The following is a 19,721-nucleotide window of genomic DNA, read 5'->3' on the forward strand; positions in this document are numbered from 1 at the left end:
CACCAGCAGAAGTAAAGTTATTACACCCATTACTTGATGTTACATATAAAAATTGAAAGATTCATCGTTTAGTTTATGGTAAGGCGGCGGACTCTGATCCTCTTCGAGATAGTCTATTGTGTCCTGGAATTGACCTTATCTGGTCACACAGGATTAATAGGAAAAAAGCCTCAAGGCAGGATGGTAGAAGGCTCAGAAGGTATGCCCTCCGTTGGAAAGTTAAGCAGATTTCATGTGGCTAGTAAATTACCGCCGTTTGGTTGTTAGAAGGGAGCGATATTTGTCCACTTATCGTGCTTTTTCTATGTTGCATGTATGTTAATTACGTTAAAGAAGTCATGGAATAGCTTCTAGTTATTTTTATAGTTTTAGTTGCTTCAATTATCAACGTCTGTCAAATTGGCTAAACACGTAACAAACAGCAACAGCATGATCACTTGAAAAACATACGGACTAGACGGGCTACACTTCACTTCGAGCTCTCTTTGCAGATCTTTAGGCGTAGATAGTTATACTAATACCATTCACATATCCATTTAACAATATGATAATAAAATGAAGAAATTGCTCTTTTTTCCAATCGCTTCTTTTTCACAACCATTTTGCCAAGCTATGATGCGACCTCAATCGCGAGGTCCGATCCTAAAAAGTAGACTTTGACACATATAATCTAAAAATTTTCGTTGGGGACGCTTGCTTTCCTATAACCCGATATAAATATATAGTTAGGTTCGAGAAAGCCGCATATCCCAATATTTCGATATAAAATAAATAAGGCCAACCCCTATCTTTAGAAGCAAGATCCATATATAGATAATACAAGGCATCTAACTATGAAGTTCACCAATGCGCGAAATATCCAAATCATAGCTTTTCTGCTGTTGGCGCTAGTAGTTACACAGGCACTCTTTACCATGCTGTATGTTGCAGAGATTAACCCCTCACGGCAACTTTTCTGGGGGCTGGAGGGCTTGCTGTTTACCATTCTTTCAGCTTTTGCTGGAGCGGCCATGGTGCAGACTAAAAACCACCATGTAGGGTGGTCCGCTATTGCATTCAGCTCTGTATTCAATGTGGTGCAAGTTAGCATTGGCGCCACTATGTTTATGCCATTTCGGGAGGTCGCTAGCCAATTAGAGGCGCTTGGAGCTGCAGCGGGGGCCGTTGTGGCTTTTTCATTTATGATCTATTACGCGGCGAAATTTTTGCTGGGCTTTGCTGCTCTTATTTTTGGGGTTGCCAAAATGAATGGGAGCTCCAAAGTGCTGGGAGGTTTGACTGCCTCAGTTGGCGTTATTGCAATGTTTGCTAATGCTATTTCGGTTACGTTTGGACGTGATTCCTATTTACCCTCTTCCGTTGCTGGAGCATCGGGTGTTCTTGCAACCTTACTCTTGGCGATTTGTCTTTTGACTATTGCCCGCGAGGACTGATATACGAAATTTAATCTAATAATCAAGTCGGGCGTGACTTCACAACAGATTGCTCGGCCGCCCATTTAAGACTTATAGAAAGAGACCTTTATAGTGGATGAACTAATATATAGCAAAGAAGAGATCCTGTCGGTTCTTAGAGATATCAATGAATTCGTGGTCTCACTGGATCAAATGAATAAAGTACACCACGAGTTTGGTGAAGAGGCGTGGAAGGATGAAATTATTGATTATTTTCAGAGTGCAAGGGTAAGTGACAGGCTAGCGCAAGTACGCTCGATGCTTTCAAAACCGTTTCCGAGTGATATTGGACCCAATGATATGGATGAGCTTGAGAGAGAAATGCAGGGGGTACAGTATTGGACTTTTGAGGAGTACCTGGCAAAGAACAACTCACCCCACTTTCCAGAAACCGCTTATCGAAAGCGTTAAATTTCGGTAAGGTGATCGGTTATTAATATATAAGAAAATCGTTTCCAGCCTATCATAGGCTTTCTTAAGGAGCCATCTACAAAAAAGAGGGTCATGCTAGTAATGAAATTACTCAAGTAGCATCGTTACACTTTACAAGACTAGTCAACGCCACCTACTATGAGGGCTGGATCTCCATTCTTGGGCTTCGAAGGCTTAAATTAAAAACTTGCCTCTTCACGGGATCCAAAGTCATGGCGTTAAGCAATATGAATAAAATTCGAAGAAAAATCCTAACCAAAATCACTTTAATTATTTTCCTAACAGGTATAGTTTTCTATATGTCAATTGTATTCAGATCAAATAAACCTGTAGATTACGCAAGGAAAAATCAATTTAGAGTTGTGCCAATAGATAACTTATTGGTAGATAAGCCAAAATTATTTGGGCGAGATGAATTGCCAGTCTTTATTTATATTTCCTCTGCTACAGGTGATCCTGTGGTACTGGAAGCTTCTGTTAAATATGATGACTCCGAGTACTATAGATTGATCAGATACAAGCCAGGAGTTTATTCAAATGGGAATAAATGTGCCTTCGTTGAGGAGGGTAAAGGTGGTTGGTTTTCTTTGGACGGAACAATGGTTTCAAGTCCTGGCTGGTACACGGGCAGGATAAAACCAGTGATCTATGAAGTAAGAATGGGCAATATATATTTCGCAAGATAAATACTTACCAAACAAAGGCACTCGACATCAAAAGTACCACTTCAAAATTATCCACTATTCAGTTGTCACTCTCCTATCTGTAACTTTGCCTTACCACCCTTTCTTTCTGTAAAGTGATGGTTATTTATCATACGAGGGTTATCAGTGCGAAAGGAATTCTCTAAGGCTTGGCGAAGTCCGAGTCATTGCGGCATAGAGCTTTTTCACGCCTACTTCCATAAGTTTTCCTTTGCCAAGCATTGGCATGATGAACTCGCTATTGGAATCTTCCTTTCTGGCGTAGAAAAGCTCGATTATCGCGGTGAAATAGTGACTATTCCTCAGGGAACCCTTGCTGCGCTTAATCCAGGGGAGATTCATACCGGTTTTTCCGGAAGTGACTCCGGTTGGTACTACCGTATGTTTTACTTTGACACGGCGCTCATTGAGGAAACCCTCAGAGAACACACTCTGCTGAATCAAACACCCGTACCATTTTTGAAAGGACCACTATTGGATGATCCTGAGCTTTTTCAGCTTCTCTACAAGCTACATAGCAGTCTTGAAATGAACGCTTTATCCCTTTCAACAGACTCTCTACTCACCCTGGCAATTAGCCAGCTCTTTGCCCGTCACGGCGACCAAAAGATCTACCCGAAGGCATCGTCTAACAAACAGGGAGTCTTGAAGGCCCGTGCTTATTTACAGGAAAACTGGCAAAGAAATGTGACACTGGATGAGTTGTGCCAATTAACTGGCATGAGTCGATATCAGCTAATTCGTAGTTTTAATGCCCAGTTTGGCATTCCTCCACATCAATTCCTAATCCTCCTAAAAACCCAAAGGGCCCGCGCATTATTTCGTGCGGGAGCCCAGGTGGCTGAGGTGGCTATCGACTGCGGTTTTTTTGATCAGAGCCATTTGAGTCGAAACTTCAAGCGTGCTTTTGGTATCACACCTGCTCGCTACTTAAAGTCTGCACAGCGCAATTTCGTACAAGAACCTTCCCTCTACTCCCTTTAAGCTCCCCTATCTCTGGGAAAACAAAGCGCACCGTTAAACAGTGTGAGCTACTTCTCATAGCGATATCTCTTCTATGACATGAGTAATATATATGAGCTTAGAGTTTCTATTAGCCTGGTTGGCAGTAATGTTCCCACTAATTTTTAGCCCAGGACCTGCCAATATCACCTTTGCTGCAGCCGGAGCCAGCTTGGGTATTCGTCGCTCCTTACCTTTACTGGCAGGCATAGACATTGTATTTCTAATGAAGGCCTTATTGGTTGGCTTCGGATTTATGAGCTGGCTAATTCACTACCCTATGGTAATGACCATCTTACAGTGGACTGGTGCCATCTACTTAATTTACCTTGCTTACGTTTTTATAAAACCTAATAAAGGACCTGGAAAAACTGCCACCAAATCGGTAAGTATTTGGCAGGGAATGCTGATTCAAAGTATGAATATTAAAGCTTGGATGATAGTAATTACTATGTTCTCTGTGTTCGCACCAAAGCAAGAGGAGAGCAATGAAAGCAGTGTTATCACCTTGATTATTATGATCACCATACTCAACTTTGTGACACACTTCTCATGGATCGCTTTTGGTCGGACCTTATCGAAAGCACTTATCAGCGATAAAAATAGAAATCTGCAAAACAAGCTTTTTGCACTCAGTCTGCTTCTTGTCGCTGTGTGGTTAATTGCTGATAACCCAACCGCTATTAGCCTAAAGGCTGTATGACTTGGAACCTTAGCTCAAAGGTTTAATTTATGAATCAAGCGGCCACTGGTAGTCCCCTGTACCAACAAGGAGAAAAGGACCACGCCAAATACCATAGATTGAATTGTCCACCAATAGGGCAATTCAACTGGAAGAGAAAGCACCAAAGCGACCGCAATAACCCCTCGGAGCCCGCCCCAGCTCATTAACAGACGCCAGGATTTCGGTATCGGGGGGCCAACAAAGCGAGTCAGAGGTGCCACTAAGAATACAGATAATGCTCTAGCTCCTAAAGCCGCTGCTGTAGCAATAACCATCGCCAGCCATTGGTGGGTAAACATCTCAAAAGTAATCACCAATCCCATAATCACAAAAATAATACCGGTGAAAAACAGCCCCATCCACTCCCAAGTTGGACCCGCATGAATTAAATAGGTGCTATTTTGCTTACTTAAGCACGCTCGAGCAACAATTGCACATATCATTACCGAAATGATACCTGACACATGAAAAATACTTTCCGCCAAATAGAAACTACCAAATGCAGCGATTACTAACGTCATTAAAGCCGCACTGGGAGATCGTAGAAACAATATGACAAGAGTGGTTATCAAGCCGAAAATAAGTCCAATCGCAACACCACCGAAAAATACCATGCAAAAATATAGTGTCACTGAAGTTGCGTCCAATGAAGGAGCTGCAGCCCCCATCGACGAGCTTTCTACAATACCATAGGTAGCTAGCCCTAATACTAACGAATAGAGCACTACAGCTGCAGCATCATTGAAAAGGCTCTCTCCATCCACCAAGGTTAAGAGATCTTCTCCTGTTTTTTCCTTACGCAACTTATTAACTACAGAAACCGGGTCAGTAGCCGCTAAAATAGCCCCGGTCAACATGGCCGCCACCCAAGGAAAACCTTCAGGATGACCAATGCCGTAATAAGTAATTGCTGCAATAAGAACTGCACAAATGACCAAACCGAGTGTAGAGAATAACAGTACAGGTCCAATCCAGCGCTTTAAGACTTTGGGTTCCAACTGCCAGGCGGACTCAAAAATTAATACCGGTAAAATAACAAAGAATACCAGCTCTCTGATACTGGTTGCACGCAAACCTGTATCATAGTCAATTATGGGAAGTAACAAAGCCGCCAGCACTCCTGCGACAAGGCAGCCAAGTGTATTATCAATACGTAAGATCCTTGCAATGCCCAGCCCAATAACTGCAGCGGCAGCGAGATATAACCCCTGCCCTACAACAGTGACTATATCATTCACCTATCAACTCCCATTGCCAGTGCATTCGCACTTCGAATACAGACACACTCTCATTGAACACACTCATCTACAAGTAGAGACTTTACAAGTTTTAAGTATGACTCCACATACAAATGTGCACTCTCATGGCTAGTTAAGGGCTCACAGTATCCAAATACAAAAATGGTATTTCTACAGGTGGTATACGTAATAACTATTAGCAGGTGGGTAACGTGGACTTGTACGACAATGCCTGACTCAATTTCAAAGTATTTAAGCCCACTAGTTAATCGCTGCATATTACAGGTATTAGAAACACAAATACCAACAGGGAATACAGTGACTTCTGGGAATGTAGATATACATTGCGCAGCAAAAACGGAAACAGCTTCAGGGGATATCAATTTAAGTGTTGAGTATCCTTTTATTCCTATAATGGGTACCGCTTGCTCTACTTTCCATTTACTACAGCTATTGGATTTCCGCACATTAAATAAATCGACATCCTTGAATCCAAACAAATTAAAATACTCACCCGTACTTTTTCTTAGTAGTTTAGGTTCTTGGCCAATATAGCCTCCCTTCCTCTCCTGGAACCTGTCTAGATCGCAAAAAAGTACCAATCTTGACTGGCCATCCAATGCAGTATGATTGCTAACAATGATGACCCACTCAACTTCATCATTCACGTTAACATGCAAGGTAATCTCATAGGCGCAATTTTCTATGTCAACAAATTGATTTTGCTGCCAAAGGTATTCAATCTCATATTCTAATGATTTATTTAAATGCTTTATGATTAGAGGTACTTTTTCAAATTCAACATCACAAATGCAAGAAGCCTTGGTGCCCTTCTTGGCCCTCGCCCGAAGCATTGGGTGTCTTCTATGGATAAAGGTAAAACCTCTGCAAAATTGCTCGAAAGTAACAGAATCGCGGAGGCGAACACACGATATTAGCTGAGTTCCACCGCGAGACTTATTAGTCAATTCAATAAATAGAGCTTCTTGGGGCCCCAACTCACATGAGAGTGGCTCATTCTCCATGCAGGCCTCACATTTGCTAACTGGTAAATCACCTGTGATACAAGAAGCACTCTCCTCAGTATAGGAAAATAGTTAGAAACTGTTTGTTGATATTGGCTATTGATACAGAGAGCAGATCACTAAGACAGTCAGCACAAGCACAATCTAGTTAACAGTCGATTGATTCCTTCATCTATACAGATAATAGATTAAATATACATTGCTAATGGATAGATATCTTATTATCCCTCACTTAAATGGAATTCAACTAACCTTCGTATGAATATCGATTATTAATAATCTCTACAAGAATTTCTTTCCACCAAACCGTCATCACCACTATGGAGAAACTTACCGCAACCGAGTAAGAAATAGGAAATGCGCCTAGCAATCTATGTATTTAAATTGATAGCTTAAACAATACAATACAATACAAGAATAATTCAATCTCCCCTTGAAACCCTGTATAAAAATTAATGAATTAGACCAGCAATAATATCCATATACCGCTTTATATACAGAAGAACACTATTTCGACTCAAAAGTGGTTCACAGTAACCAAACACAAAAACCGAATTCTTATTGGTTGTATACGAAATGACCGTCAATGGGTTTAGCCCATTAGTTTGGGTCACCATTCCTTTTTCGATATCAAAAAATTTCATCCTTCCACCTAATTTACTTAAACTTCCTACATTAGATACGCAAACACCGGCAAAGAAGGATTCAGAGCCTAAGATTGTCTCTCTCGCCATATTCTCCACTTCAGTAACAGTGTATTCAGACACTATTTTTTTTGCCATCGGACGTTGTTTAGTTAGTACCGTGTATATTTGGGACTGTAAATTTTCAGCAAAATCTATGATATCAACCGATGTAGGATCTTCAGGAATAGATAACTGAGTAGTTTGCGAAAACGAACCAATATGCTCTAATGGGATCGGGGGGGTACATAAGCCTCTTCCATCTAAAGCTAAAATAATCTCCTCTCCCTTTTTATAGGTTGGTAGGACTACTGAAGCAATGGAAGCAATTGCACAAAGAATTGCAGTTAACTTTACTCCCCGGTCTTTACCTATTTTTGCTAGCTGATGAAGATCTTCAGGACACAATAGTCTCGCTATTGCACCAGCCTGCCGTTTACTTGCCGGTGCAACCTTCTCAACAGGCCAGCTTAATTTTTGATCATCCGCCTCATGAAATATATGGTTTTCACCTACATATCCAGCGACTTCTAAATTTTTAGCGATGCTTTCCCCAAGAGGTAGCGTTTCATTGTCTCTAAAGGGTTTATTTTTTTGTACTAACTGATCCAACTGCAAAAACAGAGTCATAATAGAACGACCATCCATAATCGCATGAATATTATTGACAATAACCCACTGCACTAAACCTTCATGATTGCAAAATATACTTAGACAATATGCATATCTATCACTATCTATATATTTTTTGGCTTGGTTTGAGTATTCTCTCTCAAAATCCATCTCCTCATCTAGCCGGTACACATCTATAGGGATTTCGGAAAAATCCACATCACAAACCCACCGATATTTATTATCTTTCTCGACGCGGGCTCGCAAGAGGGGATGATACTGGTGTAGTATTTTAAGGCCAGAACGTAGCGTATCAATTGCTAGAGGCTCACAAACTCGAATAAAAGAAATAAGTTGCAAGCCCCCTTTTGACTGCCTAGACAGCTCTACAAAAAGAGCTTCTTGGCGCCCCATCTCCCGAGAGGGTATCTCCGATTTCATGGTTGAAACTACCGTACCTAATAGGCATTCATACCAATTATAGAAAATAATAAAACTACATATAAATCAAACAATTACGACATAAAAAGTGAAGTGACACACTATCTCGTAGCTATGCAAACCTAGCGGCTTTGTAGATAAGCTTACTTTCAGTTGATATCATAATGACAGCTTTGAATCTACTCACCAATGACAGCGCTAAGTATTCAAACAAGTCGCCATGGGTATTTTCAATATACAAAATAGAATTAAATATTAACCCAGGGTCACCAGCTAGATAATCAAAGTTCTCAATTGAAATTAGACAAGGATAGAAATATGAAAGATAACATGGGAATACAAGAGGTTATTGACGAACTATATAGTGGAATCTCTGGCCCTTCAGGTTTTCAACGCGACTGGGAAAGACAGGCATCATTATTTTCCTCTGATGCGAAAATGATACGCACATTTGTGGATAGCAATGGCAAGCCCCAGTCTACGATTCTCAGCGTCCAAGAATATCCAGAAAATTTTGAAAATCTAATCGCAGATCGCCCTTTCTATGAAGCTGAAATACACAACATTATCGAGCAATTTGGAAATATTGCTCACGTCTTCAGTATTTATGAAGCCTGGAGCGATAAGGAGAAAACCCAGTTCCTAAAAAGAGGGATAAATAGTATCCAGCTATTAAACGATGGCGAATCCTGGAAGGTAGTGCATATGATTTGGGATGACGAAAGACCCGGGCTGACAATGGAATCGAAATACAACCCCGCAGTCACTGCCTAAACAGTATTTACGAGCACAATTAGACCCTAAGAGGCATTGCCTCTTGGGGAAACCAAATCCAGTTTTATTATCTTCTCCAGATGAATCCGTAAAGGCTTGCAATCCTTCAAAATTAAGGCGTAAACTGTACATTAATACAGTTATCGCTAAAAAAATGTCAGATTATCCTTCCACTAAAGCGCCATCCCTATGCAAGGGCCGAGGAACCGCCTCTAACCTCCCTGGGCGCTTTGCTGAACTTTCCAGCTCCCGTGAAACTGATGGCTGGCAAGTGGAGCCTGACCAGCCGGTGAGACTAATAACCTCATCCATTGAGGAAAAGGCGAAAACTATTATCTCAACTAACCAATCACCAGATATCCCTTTCTCCCAATCGATAAACCCCTACAGGGGATGTGAGCATGGGTGTATCTATTGTTATGCCCGCCCAGCCCATGCCTATATGGATTTATCGCCAGGGCTCGATTTCGAGACCAAGATTTTCTACAAGCCGAATGCTGCTGAGCTTTTAGAGAAAGCGCTACGAAAGAACAGCTACCAGTGCAGTCCCATCGCTCTGGGAGCCAATACCGATCCCTATCAACCTCTGGAACGAGAGAAAGAGATAACCCGTAGTTTGTTGGAGCTTATGCAGGAGTTTCGCCAGCCGGTAACCATTGTCACCAAAAGCCAGCTAATCTTGCGAGACCTCCCACTGCTGGCAGAAATGGCACAAGATAACTTGGCCCAAGTCGCCATTAGTGTGACCACACTAGATAATGCCCTTAAGCGTAAGCTTGAGCCAAGGACTGCTGGTCCTGCTGCTCGTCTGCGAACAATTGAACAGCTGAGTACAGCGGGCATACCTACCGCAGTACTCGCTGCGCCTATAATCCCCGCTCTCAATGACTGTGAACTGGAGTCGATTCTTGCAGCTGCGCGGGAATCAGGGGCTGTAAGAGCCGCATATATCCTATTGCGCCTCCCCTATGAAGTTGCCCCTCTATTTCGGGAATGGTTAGAGGTACACTACCCAGAAAGGGCAAAGCATGTCATGAGCCTGGTGCAGCAAAGCCGTGCAGGTAAGGACTATCAAAGTGAATTTTCCCAAAGGCGAACTGGCACAGGCATATTTGCTCAACTACTCCAAAGACGCTTTCAAGTGGCAATGAAAAAGCTGGGCTTGGATCATCGGCGCCTTACCTTGGATTGCTCCCAGTTCAAGCCGCCGCCTCGCACTAATGAGCAGCAGGATTTATTTTCTTGAATCTATGGGCCATATAAAAAAGAAGGAAGAGCTGAGCGTGAATTGGTTTCTCTATCTTGTTCGAACGGCCAGAGGAACACTCTATACCGGTATAACCAATGATTTGGAGAGGCGTTTTGCTGAGCACTGTAGTGATGGCCCAAAGGCGGCAAAAGCACTACGAGGTAAGGGGCCCCTTACACTCGTGTTCTCTGTGAGGCTACCCGATAAATCAACCGCCTTGAAAATGGAGATAGCCATTAAGAAGTGGCCAAAATCAAAAAAGGAAAAACTAATGCTTGGCTCTCATTCCCTGCCAGAAATTTGACCTGCAGAGAAAGCCATTATCACTTTGGTGTTAACAACCATGCCTCTTCTCTTGCAGGAACCTTGCCTTTAAGTCCACCAACAACGTCTCTTGTCGCTAATACTTGTAGGCTATAATCGGCATCGTAATATTCATAAATCAAACGGCTCCCAACAGAAAAAGGTGGGCCAGGCATCTGAGTTTGTTCATACTCGAAAGATACGAGGAGTTGAGGTGCGACTTGGGTAATAGCCATTAAGTGTCTGACATATTGCTCACGAATATCTGTGGGGAGGGCTACCAGTGCAGCCCGATCATAAATCGCTACAACCGGCCCCAACTCCTCTCTACCCAAATCGAATATATTGCCAACAAAAATATCGATGTTGGCACCAGAGTAGCACTTCAGATTACCAACCTGGCCTACCTGTGGGATTACTGCCATTTCACTGAAGAGCTGCTTCACGGCCTCCTCATTGAGTTCACAGCCAACGACTGAGATATTCTGTTCTAATAACCAAGCAATATCTTTCGTTTTGCCACATAGCGGCAAGAAAATCCGATCACCCGGAGACAGAGAGAGACTGGAAAAGAACTCTGTCAACAACGAATTGCCGGCCGCCTCGTGAAAGCCAATATCATTTCTTTTCCACTTATCGTGCCAAAATTCTTCCTTCACAACTGGCTCCTACAATCCAAGGTAAAAAAATAGATAAGAAACGAATTACATCAATGAAGAAGTGTTCTGTAGTATTCCATTTCGATACTACTTTCAGACTCATAGGGTTCAGTAAACGCCAAAGCCGTAACAAATACCATTGCTGTAGATAGCAATATACGTTTTAACATTGAACTACACCTCTATTCAATCTTACTGAACCCCTTACAACCCTTTCCCTCAAGCACTCAGATTCATCTTTCAACAAGTCCTTACCGCTCGTTGCTGACGCGGCCATAAAATATCAATCAGGCCGGCAAATGCTGCACCGATGGATACCGTTGCAATCAGTTGAAAATAGGCATCCAAGGTAATGTCCAACTGCGCAAGAAACGCAATAATAATACCAATGGCATAGCTGGTGACATTCCGAATACCGGTCACCACTCCCATTGCCCATACACTGATAATCGAGAAGAGAAGTGCAATCGGCCCAACCAGAATACTTGGGTCAATTTGCCATTTATGTGCCGCTGTTTGAGCGCCCAACCCCAACCCCAGCCCGGTCACCACACATGCGAGATTGTAGGCACCTGCCCGCCAATCACGCCCTCTGGAGTAATAGGCAATAACACCCAACACCGCTACCCATATTGGCATTCCGCCCAGATAACCGACGAGTGCCGCAACAATGAGAATTGCAAGGATTGGTGACTTCAGTAACTGGGGCGACAAGCTTTTACGCTTGGTTAAAACACTGGGCCACTTCATGATTTCCACTCCTTCGAGGACACCCTGATAAGAGGTAAGATTCCTTGCCTAAAACGTAAAACCCGCCAACACTCTGAAAGGATCTATCAGAACCATTCCTTGATATGAAGCTATTTTCAGGTAGTTCCCACTCTGGGGGATAGAAAACTTCTTCCGTATTCTTGCCCAATCTTGCAATCAGCAGGCAGTAGCACGAAGCACACAAAACAGACTCACCCGCCGGCCATATGCAAAAAAGTTGAAATGCATAAATTCGACTGATCAAGGCTACTCAAGCTACCTCGTATTCAGGCCGGCAGAGTGTGGGAGCTGCATTCTATTAGATTCTCAAAGGAGTTTTGTCACAGCCCATTACAAGCGTTACCAGGGAATTTCTGTCCCGTCATAGTTATAAAATCGACCCGTTTTTGCTGGCGTTGCTGATAAAAGCAGCTTTTTTAGTCCGCCGACACTTTCCTCAGCAGAAATCAGTGCTCCGGGACCGCCCATAGCCGTTTTTACCCACCCCGGATGCAAAGCGAGAACCGTGATTCCTCTCGGCTCTAAATCGATAGATAAGCTTTTGACGACCTGGTTTACGGCTGTCTTTGAAGTTCGGTAGATATATCCCCCGCCAGAGCGATTATCAGCGATACTCCCAACCTTGCTGCTCATCACCGCGATTAGCTTGTGCTCACTGGCCGCAACATTGTCACAAAAAGTTTCTGCCATCATGTAGGGGGCGATAGTGTTGGACTCTAAAACTCGACGCCACTCTGCGCGGTCAACAGCGCCAAATCCCACGCCCTTCGGCCCGTAGTAACCTGCATTGTTGAGCAATATGTCTATCGGCTCTCCTTGAAAGGCCTTACCTAGAGAGATCATCTGTTCGTAGTCGGTCACATCCAGGCGAATCAACTGTATCGAGGGGTAGTGCTCTTGCAACACCGCGAGCTCAGCAGCTTTCTTCGGTTCCCGACAACAAGCCAGGACCTTCCAGCCAATTTCGGCAAACTGGGCACACAACTCAAGCCCAATTCCGCGATTGCAGCCAGTAATTAAAATCGTGCCGGACATTGGCGCTCCTTAAATGGTATTCTTGCAGGAAAGCGATCATAGCAACTGTATAGCAATGTATTACACTCTCAGCGACATACTGTGGCTTTCCCTGTTCTTTGTGGTTCTTTGGTATATCTGGGCCAGTATGGCCGCTAAAGAGCACGTCCGGCGAGCCGCTTCTGATCACTGCCGACAGCTCGGTGTCCAACTGTTAGACGACACCGTGCTTTTGGTTCGTACTCGAATCAAAAAGGATAAGAGGGGGTTTTTCAGCCTTCACCGCAGTTACAAGTTTGAGTTTACTTCTACAGGCGAACATCGCTATTCAGGCACTGCTGTACTTCACGGGAATCGCATCCAACAGTTACAGCTTGCCCCCCACCACGTAAGTTAGAGGTACCCATGCAACGCGGCCTATATCGTCACTACAAAGGAAATCTGTACGAGGTTTTACATACCGCAAAACATAGTGAATCCGAAGAGGTTATGGTTGTGTACCGAGCCCTTTATGGAGGCTATGGCGTCTGGGTGAGACCCCAAAGAACATTTAATGAAACAGTTTCTAAAAACGGCGTTAAATCTCCACGCTTTGAATTAGTCCAGGCATTTGACATAGCTGCCTGACCTGCCTGAAATATCATTAATTTTGGAGGGGCCATGCTTCCTCCAAAGTCACTTTATCTGTCTATTATTTTTTCCAATAAGATAAGCAACTTTCTTCAGTTATATCTGCACCCAATCCAACTCAATCTTTTGTCTAACTTGCTGGTACTCAGGTGTACTATCAGCTTACAACTGACCCCGAAAACCCCCAGCGTTTATTAATCGAATTACTTATAATTTTGATTTGGAATAATTTTGCGCCAACTATTCGTTGGATCTTTCAGCCTTTGAAATAAGCTCTTTCATTCTATTCTTCCCGCCTGGTCAAGATTTCATTATTGCGACATAAATCGGTCAAGTCCGTGCAATAATCGATTTGTAACTTGTCGGCATGCGAGGCTTACCGATGAATCTAAAGAGTTTTGATGTGTCCATAGTGCTGTATATGGTTGAGCGGGCATCACGCCCCAGCTCTCGCCGGCGCTATCTGTGGCTATCTAAATCTGGGGATGGGTGGGCAGCCGGGGCACTTTTATTCACCTATGTATGGCTCAATTCAGCCATTCAACTGCTGTACTTGGCATGTACCGCAGTTGCCTTGGAGCGCGGATTGTACTGGGGAATAAAAAACACGACACGACGACTTCGCCCGCCCCAAGCAATCCCGGGCATGCGTCCCGTAATTGTGGCGCACGATCGCTTCAGCTTACCGTCGGGCCACACCTCATGCGCATTCCTATTTATAACAGCGATGTCTATACAGGTGAGCCCCATGTGGAGCTTCGGTTATATCTGGGCCACCGGGGTCGGAGCCGCCAGGGTTGGCCTGGGAGTTCATTTCCCGTCTGATATTTGTGCCGGCGCTATTTTGGGGACCAGTGTCAGTTTAATTGTGAGTGCTGCCTTTATATGAAGATACTTTACGGCGTTCAATCCACGGGTAATGGGCACATCAGTCGCTCCCGTGCGCTGGCTAAGCAATTCGAAAAGTATCCAAATCTCGAGGTCCAGTGGTTATTTTCAGGCCGCCCAAGAGAAAGCTTATTTGAGATGTCTTCTTTTGGAGACTATTGGTGGCGGGAGGGAATGACTTTTATCCACAGTCATGGCCGCTTGAATAGTTTCGCAACACTGCGAAACATCAATGCAGTAAGATTCATCAAGGATATAAGAACACTGCCGGTTAATAATTTTGATTTAATTATCAGTGACTATGAACCTGTTACGGCCTGGGCAGCGAAATTTAAGAAAAAACGCAGCATCGGTATCGGCCATCAATACGCCTTTGAATTCCCGATCCCTGCACCTCGCAATAAGTGGGCATCCCGCACAGTACTAAAATCATTTGCCCCAACACAAGAAAGTATCGGTTTACATTGGCACCACTTCGGCAACCCAATACTACCGCCAATCGTCCCTCAGAAACCTGAACTCTCCCAAGAATTGGGTGAACATATTCTAGTTTACTTGCCTTTCGAACAGCCTATTCCGATGCTGGACGAACTTTCCAGGCTGCCCTATCGGTTTATCGTCTACGGTATACCCCACAATTTACCTACCTCTAGTAATATTCAAGTTAAGGCCCCCTCAATTAATGGCTTTCAGAAGGATCTAGCAACCTCTAAAGCAGTAATCTGCAATAGCGGATTTGAATTATTGGCTGAAACCCTGGCTCTGGGAAAACCCATTCTCAGTAGGCCTCTCGCCAATCAATTTGAGCAGGAAGCCAATGCCAAAGCGCTCGATCAGCTCAAACTGGCCACAATCGTAAAACAGATAAATGCCTATACGATCGACAAGTGGCTAACCAACTGCCCCCCTCCACTTCGGATAGTTTGGCCTGATGTGGCTCAATCACTGGGCAACTGGATTGCTTCCGGGTGCCGACAAAGCCCAGCTGAACTATCCTCCCAACTGTGGCGCAAGGTGGTACCAAAGCCCGTTGCAGAAGCAGCACCAGTATTTCAAAGAATATCCGAGTAAAAGCACTCTAATAATCGCCAAGTCTATTCATAGAATCAGTCATTGCCCAATGCACCCTCTCCACGTTTACATATACACTTGAATCGTAGTGTTCCAGCATAAAAATATTCAATGGAAAACTACCTGGAAATTAAACGGATTACCCAAAAAGAATAATGTAAGAGGTAAACATGGCCCATCAGCTGCTCAACGAGCGTGAAATCGATTTTTTGCTTTACGAATTTTTAGATACCGAGGCCCTAATCAATCGCCCTCGGTACAGTGAGCATTCCCGTGAAATTTTTGATGCAACACTGAATACTGCACATACCATTGCAGAAAAATTTTTCGCTAATCACAACGCCAAAGGCGATGAGATTGAACCGAGCTTTGATGGTGAAAACGTCAGCGTTATCGAAGAAACCAAACAGTCCTGGGATGCTTTTGCCTCTGCAGGATTTCTCGCCGCTCACTGTGATGCAGAGGAAGGCGGGCTGCAATTGCCGGAAGTTATTCTGCGCACAGCACTCGCTTATATGGCTGCAGCAAACGTTGCCAGTGCTAGCTACCCGTTCTTGACCATAGGCGCAGCCAATCTGGTTCGCACTTTCGCCAGTGAGTCGCTTAAAAAGCAATTCCTTCCACAAATGTTGGACGGGCGTTTTGCCGGGACTATGGCACTAACTGAACCGGATCAGGGCTCCGCGCTGTCAGACATTCGCACTAGCGCCCTACCAGAAGAAGACGGCAGCTACCGCATTCATGGGCAGAAAATGTATATTTCTGGTGGCGATCAAAACCTCACTGAGAATATCGTTCACCTGGTTCTGGCAAAAATTAAAGGCGCACCCGCAGGTGTGAAGGGAATATCGCTTTTTCTGGTTCCCAAATTCCTTCTGGACGAGCAGGGGAAACCAGTAAAACGCAATGATGTAAAACTCGCAGGCCTGCTACATAAAATGGGCTACCGCAATACCACATCAACGGTATTGAGCTTTGGTGAGGACAGTGGCGCTGTAGGCTACCTGATCGGTGAACCCCACCAGGGCCTGAAGTATATGTTCCAAATGATGAATGAAGCCCGTATCAGTGTGGGAGCTGGCGCTTCTGTACTTGGATACCAGGGGTACACTTACTCCCTTGAGTACGCCAAAGGCCGCCCGCAGGGGCGTATGCCCTCTAACCGAGATCCTGAATCCAAACAGGTCCCTATCGTCCAGCATGCCGATGTTCGCCGTATGCTACTGATGCAAAAAGCCTATGCTGAAGGTGGCTTAAGCTTGAGTGTTTATGCCACCTCACTTTACGAGGATGAGCATACAGCCCCTACAGAAGAGCAGCGCAACAGTGCTGCAACACTGCTCGATCTGCTAACTCCCGTAGTAAAATCCTGGCCCTCCAAGTACTGCCTAAAAGCTAATGAATTGGCGATTCAGGTTTTGGGGGGAGCGGGTTATATTCGTGAATATCCGGTAGAGCAGTTATATCGAGACAATCGCCTTAACGCAATTCACGAAGGTACAGAAGGCATCCATGCCCTGGATTTACTGGCCCGGAAAGTACCGTCAAAAAATCTTGCTGGCTACCAACTGTTACAGGCAGAGATCCGCAATACGATTATGCAGGCCAGGGATAAACCTAAGCTCGAATCTATGGCCAAAATGCTGGAAGAAGCCCTGGAAAAGTTGGATGAGACAAGTTTTGCATTATTCTCCCAGCTTCAGGAAGATGTGGATCGCGGCCTGGGTAATGCCACCCTATACTTGGATTTATTTGGCTGTACCGTAGTCGCCTGGTTGTGGCTACAGCAGGCAGTTATCGCAGAAAAAGCACTGGAAAAAAATCCTAACAGTGAAGCTCAGGGTTTTTACCAGGGTAAATTACACACTGCGAAATACTATTTTGAATGGGAGCTGCCAAAAACAGAGACAGCTATCGCACTGCTGAAATCAGGCAATAGCGTTCCTTTCGACATGCAGGAAAATTGGTTCTAGTTAAACGACTTGTCGAGCAAAACGGAAATTACAGTTGTACCGTAATTTCCGTACCTCCCTGAGGAAGAGGGGCCGCATTTATTTGCCCTTCATAGCTCTCAACAATATCCACTACCACGGCAAGTCCAATACCCTGCCCAGGTTGCTGTTCATCGGCACGAACGCCCCGCTGGGTAACCGCTTGCCATTTCTCACTGTCCAGCCCTGGGCCATTGTCTTTAACCCGAATAGACAGTTTGCGAGTATCTTCCATATTCTCAACGGCAACCGATAATTTCCCGTCACCATATTTATAAGCGTTATCCAGCAAGTTACCCAGGACTTCCATCAGGTCACCTTCGTCACCATAAAACAGGGTGTTTTCAGCACAGGAACTTTCGACATCACACGGCTTACTGCGATACACCTTTTCAAGCGCATCCAGTATTTTATGGAGCAGTGGCGCGACCGGTGTCCCCCGTATAATGGATTTCGGCGAACTGGTTACTGCCCGCTGCAGTTGATAGCTGATAATACTGTCCATCCGCTGCACCTGATCCGTTAGCGTCTTACCGGCGGTTGTTGAATCTCCAGAAAATTTGAGACCTTTCAATACCGCTAATGGCGTCTTCAGGCTGTGGGCCAGGTCAGCTAATGTATGCCGGGTTTTTTCTCTCTGGCGGCGCTCATTTTCAATCAACAGATTTAAGTTATCTGTCAGTGGGCGCAGCTCCCGCGGAAAATTACCCTCCAATCGATCAGCACCCCCACGCTGCATTTCCTGAAGCGCATTAGCCAGGGCTGTCAGCGGGGCAAACCCCCAGCGCAGAACCAACCACTGTGCAAGGATTAATAACAATGCTCCCAACCCCAACCAGTGCCACATGGTTGAGCGAAATTGCCCCACTTGAGCCTGTAGCGGGGCCGCATCCTCGAGCACTGCAAAAGTAAACAAATTTTCATCTTCCAGCCCCCAGGCAACCCCTTGGCGGAAACTGCTATAACTTCCCTCTTCTCCCGGAACCGATACCTGCGAATAGGACTGCTGCCCCTGGGAAAGCGGATAGAACTCCAGCTGCGGCATTGCCAGGGCTGACTCCGAACGCCAGATAATCTCACCCTCCCGATCAATAACAGCGCCCACCAAGCCGGAATCAGGCTGGTTGAAGCGTTGCTCGGGCAAACTCGGGGGCAGAATCAGGGTTTTACCTTCCGGCTCAGCAACCGCCAGCAGGGTGTAAATGTAGACCTGCAGCTCCCGCTGCTTGGCTTCATTCAGGGACGTGCGGTAGGCGTGCTCGAGGACTCCAGAGATAAGAAGAATAAAGCCGACCAGCACAAGACTGGTAACCAGGGCCAGGCGCCCCTTTAAGGAACCCAAAATGTAAGAAAGCAGGGAAAAACCGACTGATCTCACTGCGGAATCACAAAGCGATAGCCACGACCGCGCAGAGTTTCAATGGGCTTGATCTTGGCCGCTGCATCAATTTTTTTACGCAGGCGACCGATGAACACCTCTATCACATTGCTGTCCCGATCGCAGTCCTGCTCGTAGATATGCTCAGTCAGAGTAGTTTTTGATACCACCTCATCTGGGTGCAGCATCAGATATTCAAGTACCTTGTATTCAAATGAAGTCAGGTCCAACTCAACTTCATCCACGCTAATTCTTTGCGCACTGGTATCCAGAACGATAGGTCCGGCTTTAATCGTCGGTGATGAGAAACCTGCGGAACGGCGAACCAGGGCATTCAACCGTGCGAGCAGTTCTTCAGTATGGAAGGGTTTTACCAGGTAATCGTCCCCGCCAGCTTCCAAGCCGGAGACCCTTTCCTGCCAGTGTCCCCGAGCCGTTAAAATCAGGATAGGAAAATGCTTCTCTTCACGGCGTAGTGTTTCAATAACCTGGATACCATCAATTTTGGGTAAACCCAGGTCCATTACTGCAACGTCGTAGGGATATTCCCTCCCCAGATAAAGTGCCTCTTCTCCATCGGGGGCTTCGTCAACAGTGTACCCGGCCGTGCGCAGGGACTCTGCCAGCTGCTGCCGCAGTAATGCTTCATCTTCAACTAATAGTGCGCGCATAGTAATT

General features: G+C 44.9%; 21 protein-coding genes. 13 read left to right on the plus strand and 8 right to left on the minus strand.

What is annotated here, in order from left to right; all coding sequences use genetic code 11:
- Nucleotides 1–833 precede the first annotated feature (833 nt).
- From ACJJIN_RS10690 to ACJJIN_RS10710, 5 genes are all read left to right on the plus strand, one after another.
- Nucleotides 834–1,433 carry a thiamine biosynthesis protein ThiC gene (locus ACJJIN_RS10690; RefSeq protein ID WP_444898038.1) on the plus strand — a complete coding sequence of 200 codons (600 nt, stop codon included), beginning with the start codon at nt 834–836 and terminating at the stop codon, nt 1,431–1,433.
- Between the two features lie 93 nt (nt 1,434–1,526).
- Nucleotides 1,527–1,865 (plus strand): hypothetical protein, encoded by a 339-nt coding sequence (locus tag ACJJIN_RS10695; RefSeq protein WP_444898039.1) that lies wholly within the window; start codon nt 1,527–1,529, stop codon nt 1,863–1,865.
- Nucleotides 1,866–2,113: 248 nt separating this feature from the next.
- Nucleotides 2,114–2,572 (plus strand): hypothetical protein, encoded by a 459-nt coding sequence (locus tag ACJJIN_RS10700; protein WP_444898040.1) that lies wholly within the window; start codon nt 2,114–2,116, stop codon nt 2,570–2,572.
- Between the two features lie 144 nt (nt 2,573–2,716).
- Nucleotides 2,717–3,574: an AraC family ligand binding domain-containing protein gene (locus tag ACJJIN_RS10705; protein WP_444898041.1), complete on the plus strand. Its 858-nt coding sequence runs from the start codon at nt 2,717–2,719 to the stop codon at nt 3,572–3,574.
- A 91-nt stretch (nt 3,575–3,665) separates the two neighbouring features.
- On the plus strand, nt 3,666–4,295 hold the full coding sequence (locus ACJJIN_RS10710; RefSeq protein WP_444898042.1) for a LysE family translocator: 630 nt from the start codon (nt 3,666–3,668) through the stop codon (nt 4,293–4,295).
- A 14-nt stretch (nt 4,296–4,309) separates the two neighbouring features.
- Here the strand turns inward: ACJJIN_RS10710 and ACJJIN_RS10715 are convergent, their stop codons facing one another.
- From ACJJIN_RS10715 to ACJJIN_RS10725, 3 genes are all read right to left on the minus strand, one after another.
- Nucleotides 4,310–5,554, minus strand: coding sequence for a cation:proton antiporter (locus tag ACJJIN_RS10715; protein WP_444898043.1), 1,245 nt, complete (start codon nt 5,552–5,554; stop codon nt 4,310–4,312).
- Nucleotides 5,555–5,604: 50 nt separating this feature from the next.
- On the minus strand, nt 5,605–6,579 hold the full coding sequence (locus ACJJIN_RS10720; RefSeq protein ID WP_444898044.1) for a hypothetical protein: 975 nt from the start codon (nt 6,577–6,579) through the stop codon (nt 5,605–5,607).
- Between the two features lie 452 nt (nt 6,580–7,031).
- The gene (locus ACJJIN_RS10725; protein WP_444898045.1) at nt 7,032–8,315 is read right to left on the minus strand and encodes a condensation domain-containing protein; all 1,284 of its coding nucleotides are present in this window, start codon (nt 8,313–8,315) and stop codon (nt 7,032–7,034) included.
- A 318-nt stretch (nt 8,316–8,633) separates the two neighbouring features.
- Here ACJJIN_RS10725 and ACJJIN_RS10730 point away from each other — a divergent pair, with 318 nt between their 5' ends.
- The 3 genes from ACJJIN_RS10730 to ACJJIN_RS10740 all read left to right on the plus strand — a co-directional run bounded on the left by ACJJIN_RS10730 (nt 8,634) and on the right by ACJJIN_RS10740 (nt 10,642).
- Nucleotides 8,634–9,089 carry a hypothetical protein gene (locus ACJJIN_RS10730; RefSeq protein WP_444898046.1) on the plus strand — a complete coding sequence of 152 codons (456 nt, stop codon included), beginning with the start codon at nt 8,634–8,636 and terminating at the stop codon, nt 9,087–9,089.
- A 154-nt stretch (nt 9,090–9,243) separates the two neighbouring features.
- Nucleotides 9,244–10,335 carry a PA0069 family radical SAM protein gene (locus ACJJIN_RS10735; protein WP_444898047.1) on the plus strand — a complete coding sequence of 364 codons (1,092 nt, stop codon included), beginning with the start codon at nt 9,244–9,246 and terminating at the stop codon, nt 10,333–10,335.
- A complete protein-coding gene (locus ACJJIN_RS10740) occupies nt 10,310–10,642 on the plus strand; it encodes a GIY-YIG nuclease family protein (RefSeq protein ID WP_444898048.1) in 333 nt (110 codons plus the stop codon). Before ACJJIN_RS10735 ends, ACJJIN_RS10740 begins: the two co-directional genes overlap by 26 nt.
- 19 nt (nt 10,643–10,661) lie before the next feature.
- Here the strand turns inward: ACJJIN_RS10740 and tmpT are convergent, their stop codons facing one another.
- The 3 genes from tmpT to ACJJIN_RS10755 form a co-directional block, all read right to left on the minus strand.
- Complete coding sequence (gene tmpT, locus ACJJIN_RS10745; RefSeq protein ID WP_444898049.1) at nt 10,662–11,300, minus strand: thiopurine S-methyltransferase; 639 nt, start codon at nt 11,298–11,300, stop codon at nt 10,662–10,664.
- Between the two features lie 240 nt (nt 11,301–11,540).
- Nucleotides 11,541–12,050: a DUF1097 family protein gene (locus ACJJIN_RS10750; RefSeq protein ID WP_444898050.1), complete on the minus strand. Its 510-nt coding sequence runs from the start codon at nt 12,048–12,050 to the stop codon at nt 11,541–11,543.
- A 360-nt stretch (nt 12,051–12,410) separates the two neighbouring features.
- A complete protein-coding gene (locus ACJJIN_RS10755; RefSeq protein WP_444898051.1) occupies nt 12,411–13,106 on the minus strand; it encodes an SDR family oxidoreductase in 696 nt (231 codons plus the stop codon).
- A 13-nt stretch (nt 13,107–13,119) separates the two neighbouring features.
- On the opposite strand from ACJJIN_RS10755, the gene ACJJIN_RS10760 reads away from it, so the two are divergent.
- The 5 genes from ACJJIN_RS10760 to ACJJIN_RS10780 all read left to right on the plus strand — a co-directional run bounded on the left by ACJJIN_RS10760 (nt 13,120) and on the right by ACJJIN_RS10780 (nt 17,647).
- Nucleotides 13,120–13,482, plus strand: a complete 363-nt coding sequence (locus tag ACJJIN_RS10760) for a DUF3301 domain-containing protein (protein WP_444898052.1) — start codon at nt 13,120–13,122, stop codon at nt 13,480–13,482.
- Between the two features lie 8 nt (nt 13,483–13,490).
- Entirely contained in the window at nt 13,491–13,712 is a 222-nt protein-coding gene (locus ACJJIN_RS10765) for a DUF1653 domain-containing protein (protein ID WP_444898053.1), read from the plus strand.
- Between the two features lie 385 nt (nt 13,713–14,097).
- Nucleotides 14,098–14,604 carry a phosphatase PAP2 family protein gene (locus tag ACJJIN_RS10770; RefSeq protein ID WP_444898054.1) on the plus strand — a complete coding sequence of 169 codons (507 nt, stop codon included), beginning with the start codon at nt 14,098–14,100 and terminating at the stop codon, nt 14,602–14,604.
- Nucleotides 14,601–15,674 carry an MJ1255/VC2487 family glycosyltransferase gene (locus tag ACJJIN_RS10775; RefSeq protein WP_444898055.1) on the plus strand — a complete coding sequence of 358 codons (1,074 nt, stop codon included), beginning with the start codon at nt 14,601–14,603 and terminating at the stop codon, nt 15,672–15,674. Before ACJJIN_RS10770 ends, ACJJIN_RS10775 begins: the two co-directional genes overlap by 4 nt.
- Nucleotides 15,675–15,844: 170 nt before the next feature.
- A complete protein-coding gene (locus ACJJIN_RS10780) occupies nt 15,845–17,647 on the plus strand; it encodes an acyl-CoA dehydrogenase (protein ID WP_444898056.1) in 1,803 nt (600 codons plus the stop codon).
- Nucleotides 17,648–17,675: 28 nt separating this feature from the next.
- On the opposite strand, the gene ACJJIN_RS10785 is transcribed toward ACJJIN_RS10780, so the two are convergent.
- Nucleotides 17,676–19,043 (minus strand): ATP-binding protein, encoded by a 1,368-nt coding sequence (locus tag ACJJIN_RS10785; RefSeq protein WP_444898057.1) that lies wholly within the window; start codon nt 19,041–19,043, stop codon nt 17,676–17,678.
- Entirely contained in the window at nt 19,040–19,714 is a 675-nt protein-coding gene (locus ACJJIN_RS10790; protein WP_444898058.1) for a response regulator transcription factor, read from the minus strand. Before ACJJIN_RS10790 ends, ACJJIN_RS10785 begins: the two co-directional genes overlap by 4 nt.
- Between the last annotated feature and the right edge of the window lie 7 nt (nt 19,715–19,721).

This window comes from Microbulbifer maximicatervae (SeqCode) (assembly GCF_052467505.1).

Coding starts and splice junctions, on each gene's coding strand:
- ACJJIN_RS10690 (WP_444898038.1), top strand. CDS start 834: ATGAAGTTCACCAATGCGCGAAATATCCAAATCATAGCTTTTCTGCTG.
- ACJJIN_RS10700 (WP_444898040.1), top strand. CDS start 2,114: ATGAATAAAATTCGAAGAAAAATCCTAACCAAAATCACTTTAATTATT.
- ACJJIN_RS10710 (WP_444898042.1), top strand. CDS start 3,666: ATGAGCTTAGAGTTTCTATTAGCCTGGTTGGCAGTAATGTTCCCACTA.
- ACJJIN_RS10720 (WP_444898044.1), bottom strand. CDS start 6,579: ATGGAGAATGAGCCACTCTCATGTGAGTTGGGGCCCCAAGAAGCTCTA.
- ACJJIN_RS10725 (WP_444898045.1), bottom strand. CDS start 8,315: ATGAAATCGGAGATACCCTCTCGGGAGATGGGGCGCCAAGAAGCTCTT.
- ACJJIN_RS10730 (WP_444898046.1), top strand. CDS start 8,634: ATGAAAGATAACATGGGAATACAAGAGGTTATTGACGAACTATATAGT.
- ACJJIN_RS10735 (WP_444898047.1), top strand. CDS start 9,244: ATGTCAGATTATCCTTCCACTAAAGCGCCATCCCTATGCAAGGGCCGA.
- ACJJIN_RS10740 (WP_444898048.1), top strand. CDS start 10,310: ATGAGCAGCAGGATTTATTTTCTTGAATCTATGGGCCATATAAAAAAG.
- ACJJIN_RS10750 (WP_444898050.1), bottom strand. CDS start 12,050: ATGAAGTGGCCCAGTGTTTTAACCAAGCGTAAAAGCTTGTCGCCCCAG.
- ACJJIN_RS10755 (WP_444898051.1), bottom strand. CDS start 13,106: ATGTCCGGCACGATTTTAATTACTGGCTGCAATCGCGGAATTGGGCTT.
- ACJJIN_RS10760 (WP_444898052.1), top strand. CDS start 13,120: ATGGTATTCTTGCAGGAAAGCGATCATAGCAACTGTATAGCAATGTAT.
- ACJJIN_RS10765 (WP_444898053.1), top strand. CDS start 13,491: ATGCAACGCGGCCTATATCGTCACTACAAAGGAAATCTGTACGAGGTT.
- ACJJIN_RS10770 (WP_444898054.1), top strand. CDS start 14,098: ATGAATCTAAAGAGTTTTGATGTGTCCATAGTGCTGTATATGGTTGAG.
- ACJJIN_RS10775 (WP_444898055.1), top strand. CDS start 14,601: ATGAAGATACTTTACGGCGTTCAATCCACGGGTAATGGGCACATCAGT.
- ACJJIN_RS10780 (WP_444898056.1), top strand. CDS start 15,845: ATGGCCCATCAGCTGCTCAACGAGCGTGAAATCGATTTTTTGCTTTAC.
- ACJJIN_RS10790 (WP_444898058.1), bottom strand. CDS start 19,714: ATGCGCGCACTATTAGTTGAAGATGAAGCATTACTGCGGCAGCAGCTG.